We start from the raw sequence: 23,766 nt of genomic DNA on the forward strand, positions 1-23,766 counted from the left end.
CACGCGATGACCGACGATCCGATCGCCGCCTACCTGTCGAACCTGAAGCACGTCAGGCAGCTGTCGGAACACACGCTGCGCGCGTACACGCACGAACTCGACGAACTGAAGAAGCTCGCGGCCGGCCGGCCGCTCGAAGCATTGACCGCCGCCGACATGCGCGGCGCGGTCGTGCGCGGGCACGCGGCCGGGCTGTCCGCGCGCTCGATCTCGCACCGGCTTTCCGCGTGGCGTGCGTTCTATCGCTGGTTCGCGCAGCGCATCGAGATGCCCGCGAACCCCGTCGCCGGGGTACGCGCGCCCAAACGCGAGAAATCGCTGCCCAAAGCGCTGTCGGTCGACGATGCGGTCACGCTCATGGATACGCCGCTGCCCGACACGACCGAAGGCATCCGCGACCACGCGATCCTCGAGCTGTTCTATTCGTCGGGGCTGCGCCTCGCCGAGTTGGTCGGGCTCGACGTCAGGTACACGCAGGCCGACGGCTATCGCTCGGCCGGCTGGCTCGATCTCGCCGAAGCCGAGGTCACCGTGCGCGGCAAGGGCAACAAGGAGCGCAAGGTGCCGGTCGGCCGCAAGGCGATCGACGCGCTGAACGCGTGGCTCGCGGTGCGCGGCGAATTCGTGAAGCACGATCCGCATCCGCTGTTCGTGTCGGTGCGCGGCAACCGGATGTCGCCGGGCGTCGTGCGCGAGCGCGTGAAGCGCGCGGCGCTGGCCGCCGGCATCCCCGCCAACGTCCACCCGCACGTGCTGCGCCACTCGTTCGCGACGCATGTGCTGCAGTCGAGCGGCGACCTGCGTGCGGTGCAGGAACTGCTCGGCCACGCGAGCGTCGCCGCGACGCAGATCTATACGTCGCTCGACTTCCAGCATCTCGCGAAGATTTACGACAGCGCGCATCCGCGCGCGAAGAAGCGCGACTGACGCGCGTCCCGTGTTACCCGCCGTGCGCGGCGGCCGGCACCGGCCGGCGTCGCGCGCAGCCCATTTCGATCTCATCATGCAAACCGTCACCCTCAAGCCGTCCAAGGAAAAATCGCTGCTGCGCCGCCATCCGTGGATCTACGCCAATGCGATCGACCGCGTCGACGGCAAGCCCGCGCCCGGCGCGACCGTACTGGTGCGCGCCCATGACGGCCGCTTCCTTGCGCGCGGCGCGTACAGCCCGCAGTCGCAGATCCGCGTGCGGGTATGGAGCTTCGACGAGCACGAGCCGATCGATCACGCGTTCTTCAAGCGCCGCGTGCAGCGCGCGGTCGCGCACCGCACGACGATGGTGTCGGGCACGGGCGCGGTGCGGCTCGTGTTCGGCGAAGCCGACGGGCTGCCGGGGCTGATCGTCGACTACTACGTCGCGGACACCGCCGAAGCCGGCGCGGCGCCGCGCGGCCAGCTCGTCTGCCAGTTCATGGCCGCGGGCGTCGAAGCATGGAAGGACGCGATCGTCGCGGCGCTCACCGGCGCGACCGGCTGCCCGAACGTGTACGAGCGCTCGGACGTGTCGATCCGCGACAAGGAAGGGCTCGAACAGACGACCGGCGTGCTGGCCGGCGATGCGCCGCCCGCGACGCTGATCGCGAACGAAAACGGCGTGCGCTATCACGTCGACGTGCCGAACGGCCACAAGACGGGCTTCTACGTCGATCAGCGCGACAACCGCGCGCTCGTCGCGCAGTACGCGGCCGACCGCGACGTGCTCAACTGCTTCTGCTACACGGGCGGCTTCTCGCTCGCGGCGCTCAAGGGCGGGGCGAAACGCGTCGTGTCCATCGATTCGTCGGGCGATGCGCTCGCGCTCGCGCAGCAGAACGTCGTCGCCAACGGCTTCGACGCCGAACGCGCGACCTGGCTCGACGCGGACGCGTTCAAGACGCTGCGCCGCCTCGTCGACGAAGGCGAGCGTTTCGACCTGATCGTGCTCGATCCGCCGAAGTTCGCGCCGACCCGCGACAGCGTCGATCGCGCGGCGCGCGCGTACAAGGACATCAACCTGAGCGGCTTCAGGCTGCTGCGCCCGGGCGGCCTGCTGTTCACGTACTCGTGCTCGGGCGCGATCGACATGGACCTGTTCCAGAAGATCGTCGCGGGCGCGGCCGCCGACGCGAAGGTCGACGCGCGCATCCTGAAGCGGCTCGGCGCGGGCGTCGATCATCCGCTGCTCGCCGCGTTCCCGGAAGGCGAATATCTGAAGGGCCTGCTGTTGCAAATCGTCTGATCGCCCCGATCTTGGCGGACACTCCGGTCCGCCGGCCCCGCCTGTCGGGCCCGCGCTTTCGTCTGTCGTCCGGACGACGGGCGGGGACTTGACAGGTATGTTTCAATGGATGGTTGTGCGCCCCGGCTCGCAGCGCGAGGGCGCGACGCACATCCTGGTTTTGACCCCGATTCACGAACCACAGGCGACCGACATGGCCACTCCCGTCACCATCCTTACCGGCTTCCTCGGCAGCGGCAAGACGACGCTGCTCAAGCGCATCCTGAACGAACAGCACGGCATGAAGATCGCCGTGATCGAGAACGAGTTCGGCGAAGAGAACATCGACAACGAAATCCTCGTGCAGGATTCGAACGAGCAGATCATCCAGATGAGCAACGGCTGCATCTGCTGCACGATCCGCGGCGACCTCGCCCGCGCGCTCGGCGATCTGGCCGCGAAGAAGCGCGAAGGCAAGCTCGATTTCGACCGCATCGTGATCGAGACGACCGGCCTCGCGAACCCGGGCCCCGTCGCCCAGACGTTCTTCATCGACAGCGAAATCGCCGACGATTTCCTGCTCGACGCGGTCATCACGCTGGTCGACGCGAAGCACGCGAACGCGCAGCTCGACGAGCACGAGGTGGTGCAGCGCCAGGTCGGTTTCGCCGACCGCCTGTTCATCACGAAGTCCGACCTCGTCGACGACCAGACCGTCGCGGGCCTCAAGCACCGACTGATGCACATGAACCCGAAGGCCGCGATCAAGGTCGTGAATTTCGGCGAAGCGGACATCAAGGAAATCTTCGACCTGCGCGGCTTCAACCTGAACGCGAAGCTCGAGATCGATCCCGATTTCCTCGCCGAGGACGATCACGCGCACGATCACCACGATCATGACCATGGTCACGATCACGCGAATTGCGATCACGATCACGGCCAATGCGCGCACGATCACGGCCACCATCACCACCACCACCACGCGCACCACGACGACAAGATCAAGTCGTTCGTGTACCGCAACGACCGTCCGTTCGACCCGAACAAGCTGGAAGACTTCCTCGGCGGCATCCTCCAGATCTACGGCGAGCGGATGCTGCGCTACAAGGGCGTGCTGTACATGAAGGGTGTGGACCGCAAGGTCGTGTTCCAGGGCGTGCACCAGATGATGGGCAGCGACCTCGCGGCGAAGTGGCTGCCGGTCGAGAAGAAGACCAACAAGATGGTGTTCATCGGCGTCGACCTGCCGCAGGACCTGATCACCGACGGCCTCGACGCCTGCCTCGCCTGACCCGCGCGGGCGCCCGCCGCGCCCCGCTGCGCGGCCGCCAGCCCAGGCGGCCGCGGCCGCCCCGGGGCGCCTTTTTCGGGCAGGGTTTCGCCGTCATCGCTTTTTCGCGATTTGCGCGTTATATTTTCTAGATATTGGCGCAGCCGACGGGGATCGACCCGATACGGCGCCCGCTTGCGATTCAGTTACAATACGTGCCCGCTGGAGTACGGCAACAAACAGGCCCGGTTCTTGCTGAACCAGTTTTCCGGGCATCGCAACCGCGCCGGATCGCCAATCCGCCTCCCGGCCGCGGCCGATGCGATGTGCCGCGCAGCACACCGGTTCGCAGCGCGCACAACTCCGCGCCAGGCCTATCCTGGTATTTGAGAACCGGTTTCCAGAGGCTTTCGGCCCCGCGGCGGCAAATCGCAAATGAATGCAAACGCGGTTGCGGGTAATCCCAAAGTGCAGGCAATATCTCTCGATTTGCCGCACATTGAAGAAGCAAGCAGATGACGAAGAAACTCTTGACCGAAGCCGAAATCCTGAAGATGAGCGACAAGGATTACATGAATGAGGATCAGCTCGCCTTCTTCAAAAATCGGCTCGAACAGTTGCAGGCGGACATCCTCAAGAATGCAGGCCAGACGACCGAGAACCTGCGCGAGACGGTGATCGTCCCCGATCCCGCCGACCGCGCGACGATCGAGGAAGAGCACGCGCTCGAGCTGCGTACGCGCGATCGCGAACGCAAGCTCCTCAAGAAGGTTCAGCAGTCGCTCGCCCGCATCGATTCCGGCGATTACGGCTGGTGCGAGGAAACCGGCGAGCCGATCGGCATTCCGCGCTTGCTCGCACGTCCGACCGCCACGCTGTCGCTCGAGGCGCAGGAGCGCCGCGAGCTGCGCCAGAAGCTGTTCGGCGACTGATCGGGCGGCGTTCCGCTCAAACACGCTGCTTCCCGAAAGCGCGCGGCCTGCCGCGCGCTTTTTGTTTTTCCGGCGCCGGTTCCCGGCCGCCGGCCGATTTGCCATCCCCTCTTGATATCCCGGCGCCCGCCCTAAAATGAAACGGACGCGCGCCGGGCCGCTCCCCGGCGCACTGCGGATTCACGCGGCGGCGCATCGCGCCGCCCGACTCTTCCCCGTTTTTCTCAAGGAACGCAGATGGAGCAATTTCACGGCACGACCATCGTTTCAGTCCGGCGCGGCGACCAGGTCGCGCTCGGCGGCGACGGCCAGGTAACCCTCGGCAACATCGTCATGAAGGGTGGCGCGCGGAAAGTGCGGCGGATCTACAACAACCAGGTACTGGTCGGATTCGCGGGCGGCACCGCCGATGCGTTCTCGCTGCTCGACCGCTTCGAGGCGAAGCTCGAGAAGCACCAGGGCAACCTGACCCGCGCGGCCGTCGAGCTCGCGAAGGACTGGCGCACCGACCGGATGCTGCGCCGCCTCGAGGCGATGCTGATCACGGCCGATGCGACCACCACGCTCGTGATCACCGGCAACGGCGACGTGCTCGACCCGGAAGGCGGGATCTGCGCGATCGGCTCGGGCGGGGCGTATGCGCAGGCCGCGGCCCGCGCGCTCGTCGAGAACACCGATCTGTCCCCGCGCGAGATCGTCGAGAAGTCGCTCGGGATCGCCGGCGACATGTGCATCTACACGAACCACAACCGCATCATCGAAACGATCGAGTAAGGACCGCCCCATGAGCACCATGACCCCTGCCGAGATCGTCTCGGAACTCGACAAGCACATCATCGGCCAGGCGAAGGCGAAGAAGGCCGTCGCCGTCGCGCTGCGCAACCGCTGGCGCCGCCAGCAGGTCGCCGAGCCGCTGCGCCAGGAAATCACGCCGAAGAACATCCTGATGATCGGGCCGACGGGCGTCGGCAAGACCGAAATCGCGCGCCGCCTCGCGAAGCTCGCCGACGCGCCGTTCATCAAGATCGAAGCGACCAAGTTCACCGAAGTCGGCTACGTCGGCCGCGACGTCGACAGCATCGTGCGCGACCTGATCGAGATATCGGTCAAGCAGACGCGCGAATCCGAAATGCGCAAGGTCCGCAGCAAGGCGACCGACCAGGCCGAAGACCGCATCCTCGACATCCTGCTGCCGCAACCGCGCGCGGTGGGCTTCGGCGGCAATGCCGAGCACGCGAACGACGACAACAACGCGACCCGTCAGACCTTCCGCAAGCGCCTGCGCGAAGGCCAGCTCGACGACAAGGAAGTCGAGCTCGACCTCGAGCAGCCGTCGGTCGGCATGGACATCATGGCGCCGCCCGGGATGGAAGAGATGACCGAGCAGATCCGCTCGATGTTCTCGAACCTCGGCAGCGGCAAGAAGCAGCGCCGCAAGGTGAAGATCAAGGAAGCGCTGAAGCTGCTGACCGACGAGGAAGCGGCGAAGATGCTCAACGAAGAGGAAGTGAAGACGAAGGCCGTGCAGAACGTCGAGCAGAACGGCATCGTGTTCCTCGACGAGATCGACAAGATCACGTCGCGCAACAACGAAGGCAGCGGCGGCGAAGTGTCGCGCCAGGGCGTGCAGCGCGACCTGCTGCCGCTCGTCGAAGGCACGACGGTCAACACGAAGTACGGGATGGTGAAGACCGATCACATCCTGTTCATCGCGAGCGGCGCGTTCCACCTCGCGAAGCCGAGCGACCTGATTCCCGAGCTGCAAGGCCGCTTCCCGATCCGCGTCGAGCTCGATTCGCTGTCGGTCGAAGATTTCGAGGCGATCCTCGATGCGACCGACGCGAGCCTCGTCAAGCAGTACCAGGCGCTGCTCGCGACCGAGGACGTGCAGCTCGAATTCGCCGACGACGGCATCCGGCGCCTCGCCGAGATCGCGTTCGCGGTCAACGAGAAAACCGAGAACATCGGCGCGCGCCGGCTGTACACGGTGATCGAGAAGCTGCTCGAGGAAGTGTCGTTCTCGGCCGGCAACCACGCCGGCGAGCGCGTGACGATCGACGCGAAGTATGTCGACCGCGCGCTCGGCGAAGTGGCGCAGGACGAAGACCTGTCGCGCTATGTGCTGTAACGCGCGCGGCGCCGGATGAAAAACGGGCGGCCCCTTTCGCCGGGGGCCGCCCGTTTTCGTTGCTGCGCCGCTTACTGCCGAACCGGCTTCTTCGCGAGCTTGCGCTGCAGCGTGCGGCGGTGCATGTTCAACGCACGCGCGGTCGCCGAAATGTTGTTGTTGTTCTCGGCCAGCACGCGCTGGATGTGCTCCCATTCAAGCCGGTCCACCGACAGCACGACCGGATTCTCGAGCGCCTCGTCGGCCTGCACTTCGGTCGCGTTGGTCTGCAGCGCGGCCAGGATCGACTCGACGTTCGCCGGCTTCGCGAGGTAGTTGTCCGCGCCCTCCTTCACGGCCTGCACGGCGGTCGCGATGCTCGCGTAGCCGGTCAGCACCAGAATCCGCGCATCGGGCTGCAGGTCGCACAACGGCGCGATCAGGCTCAGCCCCGAATCCTCGCCGAGATGCAGGTCGACGGTGATGAACTGGAACTTGCCGCCCGCGGCGAGCCGCAGCGCCGCTTCCTTGTCGTGCGCCTGCTGGACCGCGTAACCGCGGCGCTCGAGGCCGCGCGCGAGCGTGCCCGCGAACACCTCGTTGTCGTCGATCACCAGGAAATTGTTCTCGCTCATGTGGTTTCTCCGTCTACGTGTTGGTTGAGGCCGCCGGCAGCGCGACCCGCACGACCGGCAGGCGCAGCACGGCCCGCGTGCCGCGCCCTGCCGGAGCGCCGGCCGGGCGGCTGTCCGGCGTGCCGGCCGGCCGTTCGGCGGCATGTGCGCCCGTGCGCGAACCCGCGCGTTGTCCCGATGCGGCCGCTGCGTGGCCATTCGCCGCACCGCCGGCCCGGCCGTTGCCGCCCGCCGTGCGCGGCGCGACGTCGGACAGTTCGATCTCGCCGCCCAGCCGCGCGGCCGCGCTGAACGCCAGATACAGGCCGACGCCGTGCCCGCCCTGCGTGCTGTCGACCGGCATCGCGCCGAGCGATTCGCGCAGCGCGGCCGGAATGCCGGGCCCGTCGTCGCATACCTCGAATTCGATTTCGTCGGCCGTGCCGCCATGCGCGACCTTCGCGGCGAGCGTCACGCGCTGCGGGCTCGCGCGCGCGGCGTTGTCGAGCAGGATCGTCAGGATCTGGCCGGCCGCGACCGTATCGTCGAGCGCGACGCCGGCCGGGCGCGCGCCGAGCAGCTCGAACTGTACGTGCGGATGCCGCAGGCGCCAGTGCTCGACGAACGTGTCGAGCCAGTCGTCCACCGGCTGGCGGCTCGCCGGCGCGCTCGCGCGGCTGCGCAGGCGCGCGAGCGCCGACGTGCACAGCGACATCTGTTCCTCGAGCACCTTCAGGTCGGCCTCGTAACGTGCGAGCCCCGGATCGGCGCGCGCCGCGTCGCGCAACTCCTCGGCGAGCATCGCGATCGTCGACAGCGGCGTGCCCATTTCATGCGCGACGGTGGCGGCCTGCACGCCGAGCGCGACGGCCCGCTCGTCGCGCAGCAGATGCTGCTGCGCCTCGCCGAGCGCCGCGTCGCGCTGGCGCAGCGCGTTCGACATGCGCGCGACGAACCACGCGATCAGCCCGACGCTGACCATGAAGTTCGCCCACATGCCGGTACGGTAGTAATCGAACAGGTTCGCCGGGTTGTCCATGTTGAGCGGCACCGAGTCGAAGCCGAGCGCCGCGTAGCAGGCGACCGCAAACGCCGCGAGCCAGATCATCAGGTGCCACGGCAGCACCGCCGCCGCGATCGCGAGCGACGGCAGGTACAGCGACACGAACGGGTTGGTCGTCCCGCCCGACAGGAACAGCAGCGCGGACAGCGCGCCGAGGTCGACCCACAGCTGGCCGAGCAGCTCGAAATTGGTCTCGGGCCGCGCACGCAGCACGCGTACCCAGGTCAGCGCGTTGAAAACGATCTCGAGCGCGATGACCATCAGCATCGCCGGCAACGGCAGGTGCACGCCGAAATAGGTCTGCACGACGCCGATCGTCACGAGCTGGCCGATGATCGCGAGATTGCGGAGCCAGAACAGGTGACTGAGGTTGACGCGGCCGGTGGTGGTGATTCGTTGCATCCGGGCAGTTTACCCGTTTAGCGCCCGGCGCCTCCAGCGGGGCCGGATCCGTGCACACGAACGACCCACGCGCGTGCATGGCGCAACACCGTCAACCGGCCGCGCCGCCCATGCGCTGCGCGATCTCGTCGGCCAGGCACTCGGGGCATCGGCACCGCGCGCCGGCCGCGGGCGGCGTACCGCCGGGCGGCACCGGCATCGACGCGCACCAGCAGTCGAACGGCTGCGTGCCGGCACCGCAGTCGAAGCCGCGCCCGCAGTGCGGGCAACGCGCGCGGCGCGGAGCCGAACGGGCGTCGGCGGCGGAATCGGTCATGGCGCAATCGCGGAAACGGGCGGGACATCGCCCCACGCGACAAGCATAGCGCGGCGCAGGGATTTTGCACGCCGGCCACACGGCCGAGGTGCGGCACAAACACGCGCGCGCCCGCCCGTCGGCGGCACCCGCACGGTGCCGCCCGAATCGCGCCGCGCCATAGCCGGCGGGCCGCCGCGTGCGATGCCGCGTCGCGCCGACCGTGTTCCGCCCGGCCCAAAAACCCGATGCTGCGCTGCGCCACTCCTGTACAATTCGGCCTGTTTCAACCGTTCCCAGCCAGAGCCGCCGCCATGTCCGAGCCCATCGACCTCTCGCAGATCGCCCCCACGCTGAAAGCAGAAATCCTCGCGGAGGCGCTGCCGTACATCCGCCGTTACCACGGCAAGACCGTGGTCATCAAATACGGCGGCAACGCGATGACGGAAGAGCGGCTCAAGCAGGGCTTCGCGCGCGACGTGATCCTGCTGAAACTGGTCGGCATCAACCCGGTGATCGTCCACGGCGGCGGTCCGCAGATCGATCACGCGCTGAAGAAGATCGGCAAGGCCGGCACCTTCATCCAGGGCATGCGCGTCACCGACGAAGAGACGATGGAAGTCGTCGAATGGGTGCTGGGCGGCGAAGTGCAGCAGGACATCGTGATGCTGATCAACCACTTCGGCGGCCACGCGGTGGGCCTGACGGGCAAGGACGGCGGCCTGATCCACGCGCGCAAGCTGCTGATGCCGGACCGCGACAACCCGGGCCAGTACATCGACATCGGCCAGGTCGGCGAAGTCGAGGCGATCAACCCGGCGGTCGTGAAGGCGCTGCAGGACGACGCGTTCATCCCGGTAATCTCGCCGATCGGCTTCGGTGAAGACGGCCTGTCGTACAACATCAACGCGGATCTGGTCGCGGGCAAGCTCGCCACGGTACTGAACGCCGAGAAGCTGCTGATGATGACCAACATCCCCGGCGTGATGGACAAGGACGGCAACCTGCTGACCGACCTGTCCGCCCGCGAGATCGACGCGCTGTTCGAGGACGGCACGATCTCGGGCGGCATGCTGCCGAAGATCTCGTCGGCGCTCGACGCCGCGAAGAGCGGCGTGAAGTCGGTGCACATCGTCGACGGCCGGATCGAGCATTCGGTGCTGCTGGAAATCCTGACCGAGCAGCCGTTCGGCACGATGATCCGCTCGCATTGAGCGCGCGCCGCAAACCCTCCAGCCCCGACCTGCCGGCGTCGCTGCGACGCCGGCGCATCTCCCGCAGCCGGCCGCGCGCCGGCTCGCCCGTCTGGCTGTTCGATCTCGACAACACGCTGCACCACGCATCGCACGCGATCTTTCCGGAGATCAACCGCGCGATGACGCAATACATCATCGACACGCTGCAGGTCGAGCGCGCCGAAGCCGACCGCCTGCGCACCGGCTACACGCAGCGCTACGGCGCCGCACTCCTCGGCCTCACGCGCCATCACCCGATCGATCCGCACGACTTCCTGCGCGTGGTCCACACGTTCGCCGATCTTCCCGCGATGGTGCGCGCCGAGCGCGGCCTCGCGCACATCATCGCCGCGCTGCCGGGCCGCAAGTTCGTGCTGACCAATGCGCCCGAGAACTATGCGCGCGCGGTTCTGCGCGAATTACGCATCGAGCGGCTGTTCGAACGCGTGATCGCGATCGAGCACATGCGCGACCGCCGCACGTGGCGCGCGAAGCCCGATCACACGATGCTGCGCCGTACGCTGCGCGCCGTGCATGCCCGTGCGTCCGATGCGATCCTCGTCGAGGATACGCTCGGCCACCTGAAGCGCTACAAGCGCCTCGGCATCGGCACGGTGTGGATCACCGGCCACCTGCCCGGCCACCTGCCAGGCACCGGACGCCCACTTTATGTCGACCAGCGCATTCGTTCGTTAAAATCGCTGCGACTGGGCACACGATCGGGGCGACAAAAATGCAGCCGACTTACCCGCAGGACCAAGCCGTAACCGAAGGCCAGACCACACCTGCTCGCCCGCGCCCGAAGCCGGGCGAGCGCCGCGTGATGATCCTGCAGACCCTCGCGACGATGCTCGAGGCCCCGAAACCCGAGAAAATCACGACGGCCGCGCTCGCGGCCCGGCTCGACGTGTCGGAAGCCGCGCTGTACCGGCACTTCACCAGCAAGGCGAAGATGTACGAAGGGCTGATCGAGTTCATCGAGCAGGCGCTGTTCGGGCTCGTCAACCAGATCGTCGCGAAGGAGCCGAACGGCGTGCTGCAGGCCCGCACGATCGCGCTGACGATGCTCAATTTCGCCGCGAAGAACCCGGGCATGACGCGCGTGCTGACCGGCGAGGCGCTGGTCGGCGAGGACGAGCGGCTGACCGAGCGCGTGAACCAATTGCTCGACCGGATCGAGGCAACCGTCAAGCAGTGCCTGCGGGTCGCGCGCACCGAGGCGAATGCGCCGCAGGACGGCGCGACGGCGTTCGTGCTGCCTGCCGACTACGATCCCGGCGCCCGCGCGAGCCTGCTCGTCAGCTATGTGATCGGCCGGTGGCACCGCTTCGCGAAAGGCGGGTTCCAGAAGCCGCCGGGCGAGCAGGCCGATGCGCATTTGCGGCTGATCCTGCAGTGATGCGCGGCGCGCACGCGCAAATCGACGCACGATCCGGCTCATCCGCGTAACGGCCGCCCACCACCGAATCACGCGCCATTTCCGGTTTGAGTGGCCCGGTGCAGGCCACGCCCATCCACGCGCACTTTGCCCGGGCATCGTCTGCCCTTGTGACGATCGACACGGCAAACGAACGAACCGATGCAGCCACACACATGAACGGGCCCCACTCATGATCAGGATGCCTTTTCATTAACATGCACCTGTGGTACCCGCTCACGGTCACATTTCGTCAGCATCCGCCGCCACTCGCTCGGGCGTTCGCAACGCCCCTCTCAGCGCCACAGCATCCCCCTCCGCTCCGACTGCATCCGCGCTCAGCGACGATGAGCACCGAGTTCGTATGCCTGACGTTTTTTAAAAGAAATTAGTACTTGAACTAGTAAAAACCCAATCACATTAGTAATCATCCCATTCCTTCAAATCCCTTAGAAATCGACAATATCGCCTGTTTCCTGCCGCCGCTTCAGTTCGTTTCGGCGACGTCGACAGACAGCGTTCAGGAAACGTCAGTGCGTCGTCATTCGACGCAGGACTCCTTACTAACGGGTACTTTCATGTCCAAAAAAGCACTTCCCATTCTGATGGCGACAGCAGGTCTCCTGGCCGTTGCTTCGTCGGCCCAAGCAGCCGACGGCACGATCACGATCACCGGCGAAATCACCGCCCAGACCTGCAACATTTCGGGCGACGGCGGCGGCAAGGACTTCACCGTCACGCTGCCCAACGTGTCGACGTCGGCGCTGAGCGCGCCTGGCTCGACGGCCGGCCGCAAACCGTTCCGCATCGCCCTGTCGAACTGCTCGCCGAACCCGGGCAACGCATCGGTGTACTTCGAGCCGGGCACGACCGTCAACGCGCAGACGGGTCAACTGTTCAACGCAACGGGTGACGCGAAGAACGTCGAGGTCGGCCTGCTGAACAAGGACGGCTCGAACATCAAGCTCGGCGCGGCCCAGGCTCAGCAGAACTCGCAGGTCGTTCCGATCTCGGGCGGCGCGGCAACGCTCGATTACTACGCGCAGTACGTCGCAACCGGCGGTTCTGCCTCGGCCGGCACGGTCGGCACGTCGGTCATGTATTCGGTCTCGTACCAGTAATCCGGTGTCGCGATCGGCGGCCCGGGCCCGCGAAGTCATGGCGGCGCACGGGCCGCCTCCGGCCGACGGTATGTGATCTGTCTATCTACAAGGAGAAATCGGCGATGGGGATGTCTATCAACTGGCGCTCGAGCGTGGGCGCCGCGGCGCTGGTCGCGTCGCTGTCCGGCATGGGCGCGGCGGACGCGAGCGTGGTCATCAGCGGGACGCGCGTGATCTATCCGGAAAAGGAGCGCGAAGTCACGGTCAAGTTGACCAACAATGGCGACCGGCCGTCACTCGTGCAGGCCTGGGTGGACGACGGCAACGCAAACGCGCTGCCTGACGATTCGAAGGTGCCGTTCACGCTGACGCCGCCTTTGTTCCGCCTCGATCCGAACAAAGGCCAGAGCCTGAGGCTGATCTATACGAAGGAGCCGCTCGCGCAGGACAAGGAAACGCTCTACTGGCTCAACGTCCTCGACGTTCCGCCGCAGGCCACCGACGATCCGGACGCCCCCAACCTGCTGCAGCTCGCGTTCCGTTCGCGCATCAAGCTGTTCTTCCGTCCTGCCGCGCTGCGAGGCGTGGCTGACGAGTCCGCGGAGAAGGTGACCTGGAACTTCGCACCGAAGGTCGACGGTGGTTATGCATTGCAGGCGAAGAACCCGACGCCTTTCCACGTGACGTTCACCAAGCTGACCGTCAAGTCCGGCGGCGCAACGTGGAACAACGACAAGGGCGGCATGGTCAAGCCCGGCGCCACCGAACAGTTCGACGTCGGCAACGTGCCGTCGCTGCCGGGCGGACCAATCGAGGTCGACTACACGTTCCTCAACGACTACGGCGGCGGCGTCGAAGGCAGCTACGCGCCAAGAAAAGCGCACTGACGCCACTCCCCCTCCCTGATTCAACTCTCGCTGGCCCGCCGACGCGGCAATCGCATCGGCGCAGGCAATCCGTCGTTCGCATCATGAAGATGCGGCATTAATACATCTGATTCATGCGAACAATTTATCAACGCCGAACCCTCGAGGCACCGGCGCGCTTCCCGCTCAAGCCGGGATATCTGCTCGTCATGGCGGCGCTCGGCAACTGGGCAGCCGACACGCTCGCCGCACCGGCGGACGGTTTCGACGTCGCGCAGGTTCAGTTCAACGACACGCTGATGATGAAGCCGCGCGGTCAGCGACTCGACCTCGATCGTTTCTCGAAAGGCAATCCGGTTCCGGCGGGCGACTATCTGGTCGATCTCTACGTCAACGGCACGTGGAACGGCCGTTCGACGGTACGCTTCAGCGCGGCCCAGGGCGCGGACACCGCGACGCCATGCTTCGATCGCGCGCTCGTGACCCGGCTGGGCCTCGACGATCAGGCGCTGACCGACACCGGACGCGCCGAACTGGCCCGCGTGTTGGCAGGAGCATGCACGGACGTCGACAAGCTGGTCGCCGACGCGACGGTCGAATTCGACATGTCGGAACTGCGCCTGAACGTGAGCGTCCCGCAAGCGGCGCTGCTGCGCAATCCGCGCGGCTACGTGAGCCCGGAACTGTGGGACGACGGCGTACCGAGCGCGACGCTCAAGTACAACGCGAACGCGTACCGCAACGCGTCGTCAGGTTACGCAAGCACGCAGGCGTACGTGGGGCTGAATGCGGGTGTGAACGTCGGGAACTGGCATTTCCGGCACAACGGCTCCTATGCGTCGCAATCGCAGGGCGAGAACCGCTATCAAGCGCTGAACACGTACGTTCAACGCGACCTGCCCGCCTGGCGCAGCCAGTTGAAGATCGGTGAGACGTACACCGACGGCACGCTGTTCAACAGCGTGGGCATGCGCGGCGTCACGCTCGAGACCGACGATCGCATGCTGCCCGATTCGATGCGCGGCTATGCGCCGATGATTCGCGGCGTCGCAACCAGCAACGCGCACGTCACGGTTGCGCAGAACGGCGCCGTGCTGTACGAAACGAACGTCGCGCCGGGGCCGTTCGAAATCAACGATCTGTACGCAACGGGTTACGGCGGCAACCTGCTCGTCACCGTCACCGAGGCCGACGGCAAAAAGCACAGCTTCACCGTGCCGTATGCGGCCGTCGCGCAGTCGCTGCGCCCTGGCGTCTCCCGCTTCGGCGTCGCGCTCGGACAGTTGCGCGAGCCGCAGTTCGATCGTCATCCGAACTTTGCTCAGGCTACGTATCAGCGCGGCATCAGCAACCTGATGACGGGTTACGTCGGCGCGATCGTCGCGGAAAACTATCTGGCCGGGCTGGTCGGCGCGGCGTTCAACACGCCGCTCGGCGCGCTCGCCGTCGACGTCACGCACGCCAGCGCCCGCATCCCGGGCGTGTCGGCGACGAGCGGGCAGAGCGTGCGCGTGAGCTACAGCAAGTCCGTGGAGGCGACCGGCACGAACATCGCGGTCGCCGCGTATCGCTACTCGTCCCGCGGCTACTGGGAGCTGCGCGACGCGATGTACGCCCGCGAGCGGGCGGCTGCCGGCGCGAATCCGAACGACGCGTACCGGCAACGCAACCAGGTTCAGCTGACGTTGAACCAGACGCTCGGTGAAGGGCGCGGCAGCCTGTTCGCGGTGGGCTCGACGTCCAGTTACTGGAATCGCAAGGGCACGACGACGCAGTTCCAGGTCGGCTACAACAACAGCCTGCGGATCGGCGGCCTCAACCTGAGCTACAACCTGTCCGTTTCGCGGCAGCGCGACGGCTACACGGGCCGCCTGAACAACCAGATGTACGCAAACGTGACCATTCCACTCGGCCGGCGGTCGTACGCGCCGACACTGTCCGCGAGCGTCGCGCACGACAGCCACGGCGGTGCGACCGGGCAAATGTCGCTCACCGGTTCTGTCGGGAAGTCCAATGCCTTCTCGTATGGGGTGAACGTCAACACTGGCGGGAGTGCGACGTCCGGCGGCGGCAATGCCCAGTACCGCAGCCCGTATGCGACGCTCTCCGGCAGCGCGAGCGGCGGCAGCGGCTACTCGAGCGTGTCCGTCGGCGTGTCGGGCGCGGTCGTCGGCCATGCGGGCGGCCTCACGCTCGCGAATGATCTCGGCGAAACCGCCGCGATCATCGAGGCAAAGGACGCCATCGGCGCACGCATCACGAACGGCACGGACATCCGGATCGACCGGCGCGGCTATGCGGTGCTCCCGTACCTGACGCCCTACCAGATGAACACGATCGAACTCGACCCGAAGGGCATCCCGACCGACGTCGAAATGCTGTCGACCAGCCAGCAGGTCGCGCCGCGGGCGAATTCGGTGGTCAAGCTGAAGTTCGAGACGGTGACCGGCCGCCCCGTGCTGATGACGATGCGTCAGCCGGACGGCACGCCGGTGCCGTTCGGCAGCACCGTTGCCGATGCGCAGGGCAAGACCGTCGGTGTGTCCGGGCAGGGCGGCATGTTGTTCGCCCGCGGCCTGAGCGAAACCGGCGTGCTGACCGCGAAATGGGGCAATCGTGCAACCGAGGTCTGCTCGCTTAACTACCGCTTGCCGACCAAGCACGACAAGGCCGAAGTGTACGCGCGTGTCGATGCGATATGCGCACGCACCATGCCGGCGAATGCGCGCCCGCAAGACGCTGCCGAAAAAGATGCGCGTCAGCATTTCACCGATTCCAATCAAGCCGGCATCACTCCGGCCAGCTCGATCGATGACTCGCGTCTGAGCGCCGCCTTTCAATGAATCGAATTCAATCCAGATTTCGATAAATGGAACATGAAAACATGAAATTTAAATATCTGCTTATTTTCATGCTTTACACCACAACCCTATTGAAATCAAACCCCAGCCTTGCACAAGCTAGTGGTTATTGCACCTACCCCAGTGGAAACAACACCGGAGATTACGTTCGCCTTTACAGTTTCGGCAATGTGCTTGTCTCCTACGACACCCCGAATGGTGCCGTTCTTGCGACAGCAACAGTGAATCGGCCGATGAGCTATAAATGCAATGCCAACCCGAACCCGCCCGGAGGATATGAGGCCATGGCGATGGTCTCCCTATGGGAATCTAGTATCCCCGGAGTCGCATCCGTTGCTGCAGGAAACTACTACAAAGGATTAGGGTTGCGTATCAGCAATGCTGAGACTGGAGCGATCATCAGCCCCGGCGGAAACCTCGTGCCTTTCGCGCCGCCCAACCCGACGACCAAACCGATTGAGGGCACAGTGCCACTCAAAATCGAATTGATAAAGGTCGACGACAATATATATAACTCATCGCTCCCGAGGAATGCCACCGCGCCACTTAGTATCTATATACGAAGTCGACCTGATGGCAAATACGGCGCGGCCCAATGGAACCTAGCCTGGAAAGAGTCCGTCGGCAAACTTATCGTCATGCCTAACACCTGCACGGTCACCACACCGTCGGTCGACGTGAAACTACCGCCCGTCGCGGCAAGCCAACTGAATACCGTCGGCATGACCGCAGGCGATGCGGGATTCAATATCGGGCTGAATTGCAAATCCGGCTCGAACGTTTACGTGACACTGACCGATTTGACCGACCAGGGCAATACCGGCAATCAATTGACCCTCACGCCCGATTCGTCGGCGAAAGGCGTGAAGCTTCGCATCCTGAGAAACGGGCAGCCCGTCGGTTACGGTCCGGATTCCATCGCCATTGGCAATACCAACCAATGGCTGGTCGGGCCGTCCGCGACAACGACCAGCATTCCGCTGTCCGCGCAGTACATCGCGACCGGGCCGGTATCCGGCGGAAAGGTCAAGGGTGTCGCGACGTTCACGATGAGCTACCAGTGAGCGTTCTGCGCTCGATAGCTCAGTGATTCGATAGCGCGCCGGTCGCCAGGCAATCGCAAACGGCAGGTGTGCTAAGTCGGTCATCGCTCGATCGATGACCGCAACAAACTTCTGTTTTGCAGTCCTATTGGATTGCATCGGAAGGTCATTGACGGACGAAGTCGGGTGTCGCCCGTACGGCCGGTTACGGCATGCGGACGGCTCGACGGCGGAGTCCGTTTTTACATCTCCTAGTACTAGAGGAATTGACATGAAACTCGCATTCTCCAGCATCGCCGCTCTCACCGTCGCTGCCGCGGCAGCACTGCCGGCCGTCTCGCATGCCGCGGACGGCACGATCACCATCAACGGCAGGATCGGCACGCAGACCTGCACGATCGACGGCAACGGCACCGGCGGCAAGGACTTCACCGTCGCGCTGCCGAAGGTGTCCACGTCGTCGCTTGCCACGGGCGGAGCGACGGCCGGCCGCACGTCGTTCAAGATCAGCCTGAAGAACTGCTCGCCGTCGACGGGCAACGTCTACACGCACTTCGAGCCGGGCACCACGGTCAATTCGACGACCGGCCAGTTGCTCAACGCATCGGGCACCGCGAAGAACGTCGAGATCGGCCTGCTCAACGGTGATACGAGCAATATCGGGGTCGGCAAGGCCGATGAAAACTCGAAGGCGGTCGCGCTGTCGAACGGCGCCGCGGAACTCCCGTACTACGCACAATACGTCGCAACGGGCGGCGCTGCAGGCCAAGGGACGGTGAATACGTCGGTGATGTACTCGATCATGTATCAGTAAAAGAAACGGCGAACCGGCGCGCGTCCCGCGCGCCGGTTTGTTGCCGGGTGCGCGGCAGGAAGCGCGCCCGGCTTGCCGATGGCTGCCGTACGCACACAGTCGCTCGGCGGCCGTCCATTCGCGCCCGGACAAGTTCGGCACTCGCGCGGACCGCACCGCGCACCATTCGTTTTGCCCTCCCCCTCCAATTGGCTCGAACATACACGCCCGATCGCGTGCGTCCGTCCAGTACACCATCCGCTCACGTCGAATACCCCCGAAGGCAATCACGGCCGATCGAATCACGCGTCGGAAGACCCCCGCATTTCGGCGTGTCCGTGCCGGACGCGAAGCAACCGCCAAAATTCGAACTCGTCCAATTTAAAAATATCCTTCACGAGATCACATTACCTTATTCAGGAGAAGTCAAGGTGATCAGGTGAACTGCAGTCATTTTTCTTTTTCTCATGCACGCATCGGCCGGCGTGTCCTGCATTCCGCACTGCTCGCCAGCGCGGCGATGCCGTGGGCGTCAATGGCACAAGTCGTCGGCGGCGGACCACAACTAGCGGACGGCATCGCGCTCGAGATCGCCCCCGGCGACTATTCGACAACCGCATCCGGCACGGCCGTACTTTCCGCCGTCAACGGCGGCACGCTGACGACCCTCGGCAAGACCCGCGTGTTCACGACCGGCAACGTCACGGCCGGCGCGTCCGCGTGGGGTACCGGGTCGCGCGTCGCGCTGCGCGATACGGAAATCCGTACGCGCGGCGACTCGAGCGCAGGCATCGATCTTCGTCACGGCGGCGGCGCAGCCGCCGAGCGCATCTCCATCGATACCGACGGCGACTACGCGCACGGCGCATACATCGACGGCGCCAACGGGCGGCTATCGCTCTCCGACAGCGTGATCGTGACACGCGGCAAGGAGGCGTCGGGCATCGCGACGATCCTGGTTCCGGGCGGCACTCTCGACGTGACCGACACGCTGATCCGCACCAGCGGCCTGTTCGGCACCGGCCTGTCCCTCAGCTACGGCGGCATTCTGGCCACGCTGAAGCGCACCGATATCCGCACCGATGGCGACTATGCGTCGGTGCTGTACATGCCGGGCGCATCCACCGTCACCTTCAGCGACTCGCATCTCGAAACAAGCGGATATGCGGCGCTCGGCGTGGATACCCGCGAGGGCAGCGTCAGGCTCGAACGCACGCGCGTCGTCACGCACGGCATCAGTTCGCACGGGCTTTACGCGTCGAAGGAGTACGCCGACACGCCCGTCATCGACGCCACCGATACGCAGGTGACGACCGACGGCAAGGGCGCGATCGGCGCCATCGCCCGGCTCGGCGGCAAGGTCGCGATGACACGCGGCGGCATCGTGACGAGCGGCGAACGCGCGCGCGGCGTGCTGTCGGCCGGCGCAGGCTCCGTCGCCTCGCTCACCGATACGAGCGTCGAAACGCACGGCGCCGAAGCCACCGCGTTGTACGCGAGTGTCGGCGGCACGGTCGATCTGCTGCGCAGCGACGCCCGCACGACCGGCGCCGACGCGTATGGGGCGGCCGTCCATGGCGGCACGCTGACGATCGACGACGGCACGCTCGTCAGCGAGCGCCATGGCGCGATCGACGCATCCGATGCGGCGGTCACGCTGAAAAACGGCACGCGCGCGATCGGCGGCAACGGCAAGCTGCTGTCCGTCCATGCCGAGTCGGGTGCGCCGGTACGCCTGACGCTCGACGAGCGCTCCCATGCCGCAGGCGACATCGTCAACCACCCGACCGACGACGGCAGTCCGGCGCACGCGGTGACGGACGTCGCGCTCACGAACGCGTCCGCGTGGACGGGCGCGACCGACGCGGTTCGCACGCTGTCGCTGGACACGAACAGTCTCTGGACCGTCACCGCGGATTCGTCGGTCGGCTCCGTCGCGCTGAACGATTCGACGATCGCATTCGACGCGCCGGCGGCCCGTGGCGCGCCGACACCGCACACGCTCGTGGTGACGGGCGACTATGCGGCCCGCAACGGCAAGCTCGTCCTCCATACGACGCTGCAGGACGACGCGTCGCCCAGCGACCGCCTCGTGATCGACGGCGGCCACGCATCGGGCGATACCGGCATCGTCGTGAAACGCGCGGGCGGCGACGGCGCGGCGACGACCGTCGGCATCCCGCTCGTCGAAACCCGCAACGGCGGCACGACCGATGCATCGGCATTCACGCTCGATGCGGCATCGGACGGCTACCGGAACGGCTTCGGTACGTTGTCGGCAGGCGGCTACGATTACATGCTCAAACGTGGCGGCGATGGCGGGCAGGTGGAAGACTGGTATCTCGTTTCCGCGGCAAAGCCACTGCCGCCGGTCCAGCCCGATCCGCCGATCGTGCCGGAAGTCGTCCCCCCTCCGCCGCGCGCCGCCGCACCGGAACCCGACGCGTATCTGGCAAACGCAGACGCCGCAGCGACGATGGCGATTCATTCGCTGCATCAGCGTGACGATCGTTCGCTACGCGCCGAGGCAACCGGCCCGCTGGACGGCGCCGTGTGGCTGCGCACCGAGGGCCAGATGACGTCGATGTCGGGCGGCCACCGCAGCGTGTCGGGCAACGGCCGCCTGATTCACGCTGGCGCCGACCTGCTCCGCTTCGACGACGGCCGCGGCGGCAGCGTGCGCATCGGCGCGATGGGCATGTACGGCAGCCAGACGAACTGGTCGACACGCCCGCTGTGGAACCCGATCGAGGGACGCGTCATGAACGCCACCGCGCGCGGCAGCGTGGCCGGCTACAACGTCGGCGTGTACGGCACCTGGTACGGCAGCCGCGACATCCTGACCGGCCCTTACGTCGATGCGTGGTTCATGTACGGCGCCTACGCGAACAGCGTCGGCGGCAGCCTCGCGGCCGATTCGTATCGGTCGCGCACCGTGACCGGTTCGATCGAGACCGGCTATTCACTCGGGTTCTACGAGCGGGGCGACACGCGGTTCTTCGTCGAGCCCGAAGCGCAGCTCGTCGTGTCCGACTATCGCGCGGACGCGCACGGCACCGCCGGCGGCCGCCTCGACGGCCAGGGCGCCACCGATGTGCTCACCCGCCTGGGCGTACGCGTGCACGGCGTGACCGCGATGTCGCACGGCCGCGAGTTGCGCCCGTTCATCGAGGCGAACTGGTGGCACGGCCCCGGCTCGCGCATGCTGACGCTCGACCGCAATGCTTTCTCGTTCAGCGTCCCGCGCGACCGCGCGGCGTTCCGGGTCGGCGCACGAGGCCAGGTGTCGAAGCGCTTCGCGATATCGGCGGGCCTCGGGGTGGAGGCGAACCTGTCCGACTATGCGGTGGTCAAGGGCGAGCTGGCGGCGAAGTACCACTGGTGACGGGGCGCGGGCCGGTGCCGCCTGCTCCCGCGCAGGCCGTTCCGGCCGGCCCGGCGGATCCGCAGGGCCGGACCGCCGGCCACCCCGCGCACCTCCCGAATCCGGGTCCCGCAATTTCCGCTATACTCGTCCGACTTGCCGCCCCTTGGCGGCAGGTCGGAAGCGCGCCGATTTGCTGACTCGATTGCGGGCGCGCGAACCGGCCGGGGCGTGGATGTGCGGCCCGGCGGTTCACTACAAATGCGGCTAAAGAGGTCGTCAGCCGCGCACCTTCGCCTCCGCGCCCCGCCGACACCGTTTAGCCGCCCAGTCATATGGCATAAGGCGGAACGAATGGAATCGATCGGCATCGTCGCTCCACAGACCATGCACTTCGCCGAACCGCTGCGCTTGCAAAGCGGCAGCGTGATCGGCAACTATCAGCTCGTCGTCGAGACGTACGGCGAACTCAACGCCGCGCGCTCGAACGCGGTGCTCGTGTGCCACGCGCTCAACGCGTCGCACCACGTCGCCGGCGTCTACGCGGACGATCCGCGCAGCACCGGCTGGTGGGACAACATGGTCGGCCCGGGCAAGCCGCTCGACACCAACCGCTTCTTCGTGATCGGCGTGAACAACCTCGGCTCGTGTTTCGGCTCGACCGGCCCGATGAGCATCGATCCGTCGACCGGCAAGCCGTACGGCGCAAAGTTCCCGGTGGTGACCGTCGAGGACTGGGTGCATGCGCAGGCACGCGTCGCCGACGCGTTCGGCATCGAGCGCTTCGCCGCGGTGATGGGCGGCAGCCTCGGCGGCATGCAGGCGCTCGCGTGGAGCCTGATGTATCCGGAGCGCGTCGCGCACTGCATCGACATCGCGTCGACACCGAAGCTGTCCGCGCAGAACATCGCGTTCAACGAGGTCGCGCGCTCGGCGATCCTGTCCGATCCCGATTTCCACGGCGGCGACTACTACGCGCACGGCGTGAAGCCGAAGCGCGGCCTGCGCGTCGCGCGGATGATCGGCCACATCACGTACCTGTCCGACGACGACATGGCCGAGAAATTCGGTCGCGCGCTGCGCCGTGCCGACGGCGCGCTCGACGCGTACAACTTCAGCTTCGACGTCGAGTTCGAGGTCGAGTCGTACCTGCGCTACCAGGGCGACAAGTTCGCCGACTACTTCGACGCGAACACCTACCTGCTGATCACGCGCGCGCTCGACTACTTCGATCCGGCGAAGGCGTTCGACGGCAACCTGACGGCCGCGCTCGCGCACACGCAGGCGAAGTACCTGATCGCGAGCTTCTCGACCGACTGGCGCTTCGCGCCCGCACGCTCGCGCGAGATCGTGAAGGCGCTGCTCGACAACAAGCGCACGGTCAGCTACGCGGAAATCGATGCGCCGCACGGTCACGATGCATTCCTGCTCGACGACGCGCGCTATCACAACCTGATCCGCGCGTATTACGAACGAATCGCCAACGAGGTGGGAGCATGAACCAGCAAGCGCTGAATTCCCTGTCCGCGCGCGCGGACTTCCGCACGATCGCGCGCTGGGTCGAGCCGCGTTCGACCGTGCTCGATCTCGGCTGCGGCGACGGCTCGCTGCTCGCGCTGCTGATGGAGGAGCTCGACGTCACCGGCTACGGGATCGAACTGAACGACGCGGGCGTGCTCGCGAGCGCGAAGAACGGCATCAACGTGATCCAGCAGAACCTGGAGGACGGCCTGCGCCTGTTCGAGGACCACAGCTTCGACATCGCGATCCTGTCGCAAACGCTGCAAACGATCCACCAGACGGCCGCGATCCTGCGCGAAACGGCGCGCGTCGGCCGCGAGTGCATCGTGTCGTTCCCGAACTTCGGCTACTGGCCGCACCGGCTGTCGGTGCTGAACGGCCGGATGCCGGTATCGAAGTCGCTGCCTTACCAATGGCACAACACGCCGAACGTGCGGGTGCTGACGATCGAGGATTTCGAGGCGCTGGCGCCCGAAGTGGGCGTGACGATCCTCGACCGCGTCGTGCTGCACGAAGGCCAGCCGATTCGATGGGGAGCGAACTGGCGTGGTAGTCTTGCTGTCTATCGCGTCAAGCGCAGCTGAGCCGGGGAGCCGTTGACGGAAGATCCGGCCCGCCCACGCGCGCGGCCGCCCCTCCTGCGCCGTCCGCGCCACCTGCGCTGCCGCCGCCATCAGTCAACG

At 66.1% G+C, this 23,766-nt stretch carries 20 protein-coding genes; 17 read left to right on the plus strand and 3 right to left on the minus strand.

Annotated elements, in window-relative coordinates; translation table 11 throughout:
* The first annotated feature begins 6 nt into the window (after positions 1-6).
* The 6 genes from xerC (at position 7) to hslU (ending at position 6,527) form a co-directional block, all read left to right on the plus strand.
* Entirely contained in the window at positions 7-927 is a 921-nt protein-coding gene (xerC, locus tag A9Z05_RS11540; protein WP_069618203.1) for a tyrosine recombinase XerC, read from the plus strand.
* A gap of 76 nt (positions 928-1,003) precedes the next feature.
* Complete coding sequence (locus A9Z05_RS11545; RefSeq protein ID WP_069618263.1) at positions 1,004-2,218, plus strand: class I SAM-dependent rRNA methyltransferase; 1,215 nt, start codon at positions 1,004-1,006, stop codon at positions 2,216-2,218.
* Positions 2,219-2,411: 193 nt separating this feature from the next.
* Positions 2,412-3,488, plus strand: coding sequence for a GTP-binding protein (locus A9Z05_RS11550; RefSeq protein ID WP_069618204.1), 1,077 nt, complete (start codon positions 2,412-2,414; stop codon positions 3,486-3,488).
* Between the two features lie 494 nt (positions 3,489-3,982).
* On the plus strand, positions 3,983-4,399 hold the full coding sequence (gene dksA, locus A9Z05_RS11555; RefSeq protein ID WP_006477498.1) for an RNA polymerase-binding protein DksA: 417 nt from the start codon (positions 3,983-3,985) through the stop codon (positions 4,397-4,399).
* 237 nt (positions 4,400-4,636) lie between these two features.
* Positions 4,637-5,173 carry an ATP-dependent protease subunit HslV gene (gene hslV / locus A9Z05_RS11560; protein WP_069618205.1) on the plus strand — a complete coding sequence of 179 codons (537 nt, stop codon included), beginning with the start codon at positions 4,637-4,639 and terminating at the stop codon, positions 5,171-5,173.
* Between the two features lie 10 nt (positions 5,174-5,183).
* Complete coding sequence (hslU, locus tag A9Z05_RS11565; RefSeq protein ID WP_069618206.1) at positions 5,184-6,527, plus strand: ATP-dependent protease ATPase subunit HslU; 1,344 nt, start codon at positions 5,184-5,186, stop codon at positions 6,525-6,527.
* Between the two features lie 71 nt (positions 6,528-6,598).
* On the opposite strand, the gene A9Z05_RS11570 is transcribed toward hslU, so the two are convergent.
* The 3 genes from A9Z05_RS11570 to A9Z05_RS11580 all read right to left on the minus strand — a co-directional run bounded on the left by A9Z05_RS11570 (position 6,599) and on the right by A9Z05_RS11580 (position 8,901).
* Entirely contained in the window at positions 6,599-7,141 is a 543-nt protein-coding gene (locus tag A9Z05_RS11570; protein ID WP_021156278.1) for a response regulator transcription factor, read from the minus strand.
* A gap of 13 nt (positions 7,142-7,154) precedes the next feature.
* On the minus strand, positions 7,155-8,585 hold the full coding sequence (locus A9Z05_RS11575; protein ID WP_069618207.1) for an ATP-binding protein: 1,431 nt from the start codon (positions 8,583-8,585) through the stop codon (positions 7,155-7,157).
* Between the two features lie 91 nt (positions 8,586-8,676).
* A complete protein-coding gene (locus A9Z05_RS11580) occupies positions 8,677-8,901 on the minus strand; it encodes a cysteine-rich CWC family protein (RefSeq protein WP_069618208.1) in 225 nt (74 codons plus the stop codon).
* Positions 8,902-9,194: 293 nt separating this feature from the next.
* Here A9Z05_RS11580 and argB point away from each other — a divergent pair, with 293 nt between their 5' ends.
* The 11 genes from argB to metW all read left to right on the plus strand — a co-directional run bounded on the left by argB (position 9,195) and on the right by metW (position 23,667).
* Complete coding sequence (argB, locus tag A9Z05_RS11585) at positions 9,195-10,094, plus strand: acetylglutamate kinase (RefSeq protein WP_006490510.1); 900 nt, start codon at positions 9,195-9,197, stop codon at positions 10,092-10,094.
* Complete coding sequence (locus tag A9Z05_RS11590; protein WP_069618209.1) at positions 10,091-10,882, plus strand: pyrimidine 5'-nucleotidase; 792 nt, start codon at positions 10,091-10,093, stop codon at positions 10,880-10,882. The genes argB and A9Z05_RS11590 overlap by 4 nt, the downstream gene beginning before the upstream one ends.
* Positions 10,849-11,514 (plus strand): nucleoid occlusion factor SlmA, encoded by a 666-nt coding sequence (slmA, locus tag A9Z05_RS11595; protein WP_069618210.1) that lies wholly within the window; start codon positions 10,849-10,851, stop codon positions 11,512-11,514. Before A9Z05_RS11590 ends, slmA begins: the two co-directional genes overlap by 34 nt.
* A 596-nt stretch (positions 11,515-12,110) precedes the next feature.
* Positions 12,111-12,653, plus strand: a complete 543-nt coding sequence (locus A9Z05_RS11600) for a fimbrial protein (RefSeq protein WP_069618211.1) — start codon at positions 12,111-12,113, stop codon at positions 12,651-12,653.
* Between the two features lie 104 nt (positions 12,654-12,757).
* On the plus strand, positions 12,758-13,522 hold the full coding sequence (locus tag A9Z05_RS11605; RefSeq protein WP_084044201.1) for a molecular chaperone: 765 nt from the start codon (positions 12,758-12,760) through the stop codon (positions 13,520-13,522).
* 113 nt (positions 13,523-13,635) lie between these two features.
* Positions 13,636-16,344 (plus strand): fimbria/pilus outer membrane usher protein, encoded by a 2,709-nt coding sequence (locus A9Z05_RS11610; RefSeq protein WP_069618212.1) that lies wholly within the window; start codon positions 13,636-13,638, stop codon positions 16,342-16,344.
* 41 nt (positions 16,345-16,385) lie between these two features.
* Entirely contained in the window at positions 16,386-17,426 is a 1,041-nt protein-coding gene (locus A9Z05_RS34555; protein WP_185728578.1) for a fimbrial protein, read from the plus strand.
* A 250-nt stretch (positions 17,427-17,676) separates the two neighbouring features.
* Positions 17,677-18,219, plus strand: a complete 543-nt coding sequence (locus tag A9Z05_RS11620; protein ID WP_069618214.1) for a fimbrial protein — start codon at positions 17,677-17,679, stop codon at positions 18,217-18,219.
* Positions 18,220-18,733: 514 nt separating this feature from the next.
* On the plus strand, positions 18,734-21,583 hold the full coding sequence (locus A9Z05_RS11625; protein ID WP_256121961.1) for an autotransporter outer membrane beta-barrel domain-containing protein: 2,850 nt from the start codon (positions 18,734-18,736) through the stop codon (positions 21,581-21,583).
* A gap of 333 nt (positions 21,584-21,916) precedes the next feature.
* On the plus strand, positions 21,917-23,062 hold the full coding sequence (locus A9Z05_RS11630; protein WP_006484643.1) for a homoserine O-acetyltransferase: 1,146 nt from the start codon (positions 21,917-21,919) through the stop codon (positions 23,060-23,062).
* Complete coding sequence (gene metW / locus A9Z05_RS11635) at positions 23,059-23,667, plus strand: methionine biosynthesis protein MetW (RefSeq protein WP_006755281.1); 609 nt, start codon at positions 23,059-23,061, stop codon at positions 23,665-23,667. Before A9Z05_RS11630 ends, metW begins: the two co-directional genes overlap by 4 nt.
* Positions 23,668-23,766: the final 99 nt, after the last annotated feature.

The sequence above is a fragment of the Burkholderia sp. A2 genome (genome assembly GCF_001729305.1).
In the GTDB taxonomy this organism is placed as follows: domain Bacteria; phylum Pseudomonadota; class Gammaproteobacteria; order Burkholderiales; family Burkholderiaceae; genus Burkholderia; species Burkholderia sola.

What these genes read in the sequence shown, in the direction of transcription:
- A9Z05_RS11620 (WP_069618214.1), top strand. Translation starts at nt 17,677, where the DNA reads ATGAAACTCGCATTCTCCAGCATCGCCGCTCTCACCGTCGCTGCCGCG.
- A9Z05_RS11600 (WP_069618211.1), top strand. Translation starts at nt 12,111, where the DNA reads ATGTCCAAAAAAGCACTTCCCATTCTGATGGCGACAGCAGGTCTCCTG.
- A9Z05_RS11630 (WP_006484643.1), top strand. Translation starts at nt 21,917, where the DNA reads ATGGAATCGATCGGCATCGTCGCTCCACAGACCATGCACTTCGCCGAA.
- A9Z05_RS11605 (WP_084044201.1), top strand. Translation starts at nt 12,758, where the DNA reads ATGGGGATGTCTATCAACTGGCGCTCGAGCGTGGGCGCCGCGGCGCTG.
- A9Z05_RS11580 (WP_069618208.1), bottom strand. Translation starts at nt 8,901, where the DNA reads ATGACCGATTCCGCCGCCGACGCCCGTTCGGCTCCGCGCCGCGCGCGT.
- hslV (WP_069618205.1), top strand. Translation starts at nt 4,637, where the DNA reads ATGGAGCAATTTCACGGCACGACCATCGTTTCAGTCCGGCGCGGCGAC.
- A9Z05_RS34555 (WP_185728578.1), top strand. Translation starts at nt 16,386, where the DNA reads ATGAAATTTAAATATCTGCTTATTTTCATGCTTTACACCACAACCCTA.
- A9Z05_RS11625 (WP_256121961.1), top strand. Translation starts at nt 18,734, where the DNA reads ATGGCACAAGTCGTCGGCGGCGGACCACAACTAGCGGACGGCATCGCG.
- A9Z05_RS11570 (WP_021156278.1), bottom strand. Translation starts at nt 7,141, where the DNA reads ATGAGCGAGAACAATTTCCTGGTGATCGACGACAACGAGGTGTTCGCG.
- dksA (WP_006477498.1), top strand. Translation starts at nt 3,983, where the DNA reads ATGACGAAGAAACTCTTGACCGAAGCCGAAATCCTGAAGATGAGCGAC.
- A9Z05_RS11545 (WP_069618263.1), top strand. Translation starts at nt 1,004, where the DNA reads ATGCAAACCGTCACCCTCAAGCCGTCCAAGGAAAAATCGCTGCTGCGC.
- metW (WP_006755281.1), top strand. Translation starts at nt 23,059, where the DNA reads ATGAACCAGCAAGCGCTGAATTCCCTGTCCGCGCGCGCGGACTTCCGC.
- xerC (WP_069618203.1), top strand. Translation starts at nt 7, where the DNA reads ATGACCGACGATCCGATCGCCGCCTACCTGTCGAACCTGAAGCACGTC.
- A9Z05_RS11610 (WP_069618212.1), top strand. Translation starts at nt 13,636, where the DNA reads ATGCGAACAATTTATCAACGCCGAACCCTCGAGGCACCGGCGCGCTTC.
- argB (WP_006490510.1), top strand. Translation starts at nt 9,195, where the DNA reads ATGTCCGAGCCCATCGACCTCTCGCAGATCGCCCCCACGCTGAAAGCA.
- hslU (WP_069618206.1), top strand. Translation starts at nt 5,184, where the DNA reads ATGAGCACCATGACCCCTGCCGAGATCGTCTCGGAACTCGACAAGCAC.
- A9Z05_RS11575 (WP_069618207.1), bottom strand. Translation starts at nt 8,585, where the DNA reads ATGCAACGAATCACCACCACCGGCCGCGTCAACCTCAGTCACCTGTTC.
- A9Z05_RS11550 (WP_069618204.1), top strand. Translation starts at nt 2,412, where the DNA reads ATGGCCACTCCCGTCACCATCCTTACCGGCTTCCTCGGCAGCGGCAAG.
- slmA (WP_069618210.1), top strand. Translation starts at nt 10,849, where the DNA reads ATGCAGCCGACTTACCCGCAGGACCAAGCCGTAACCGAAGGCCAGACC.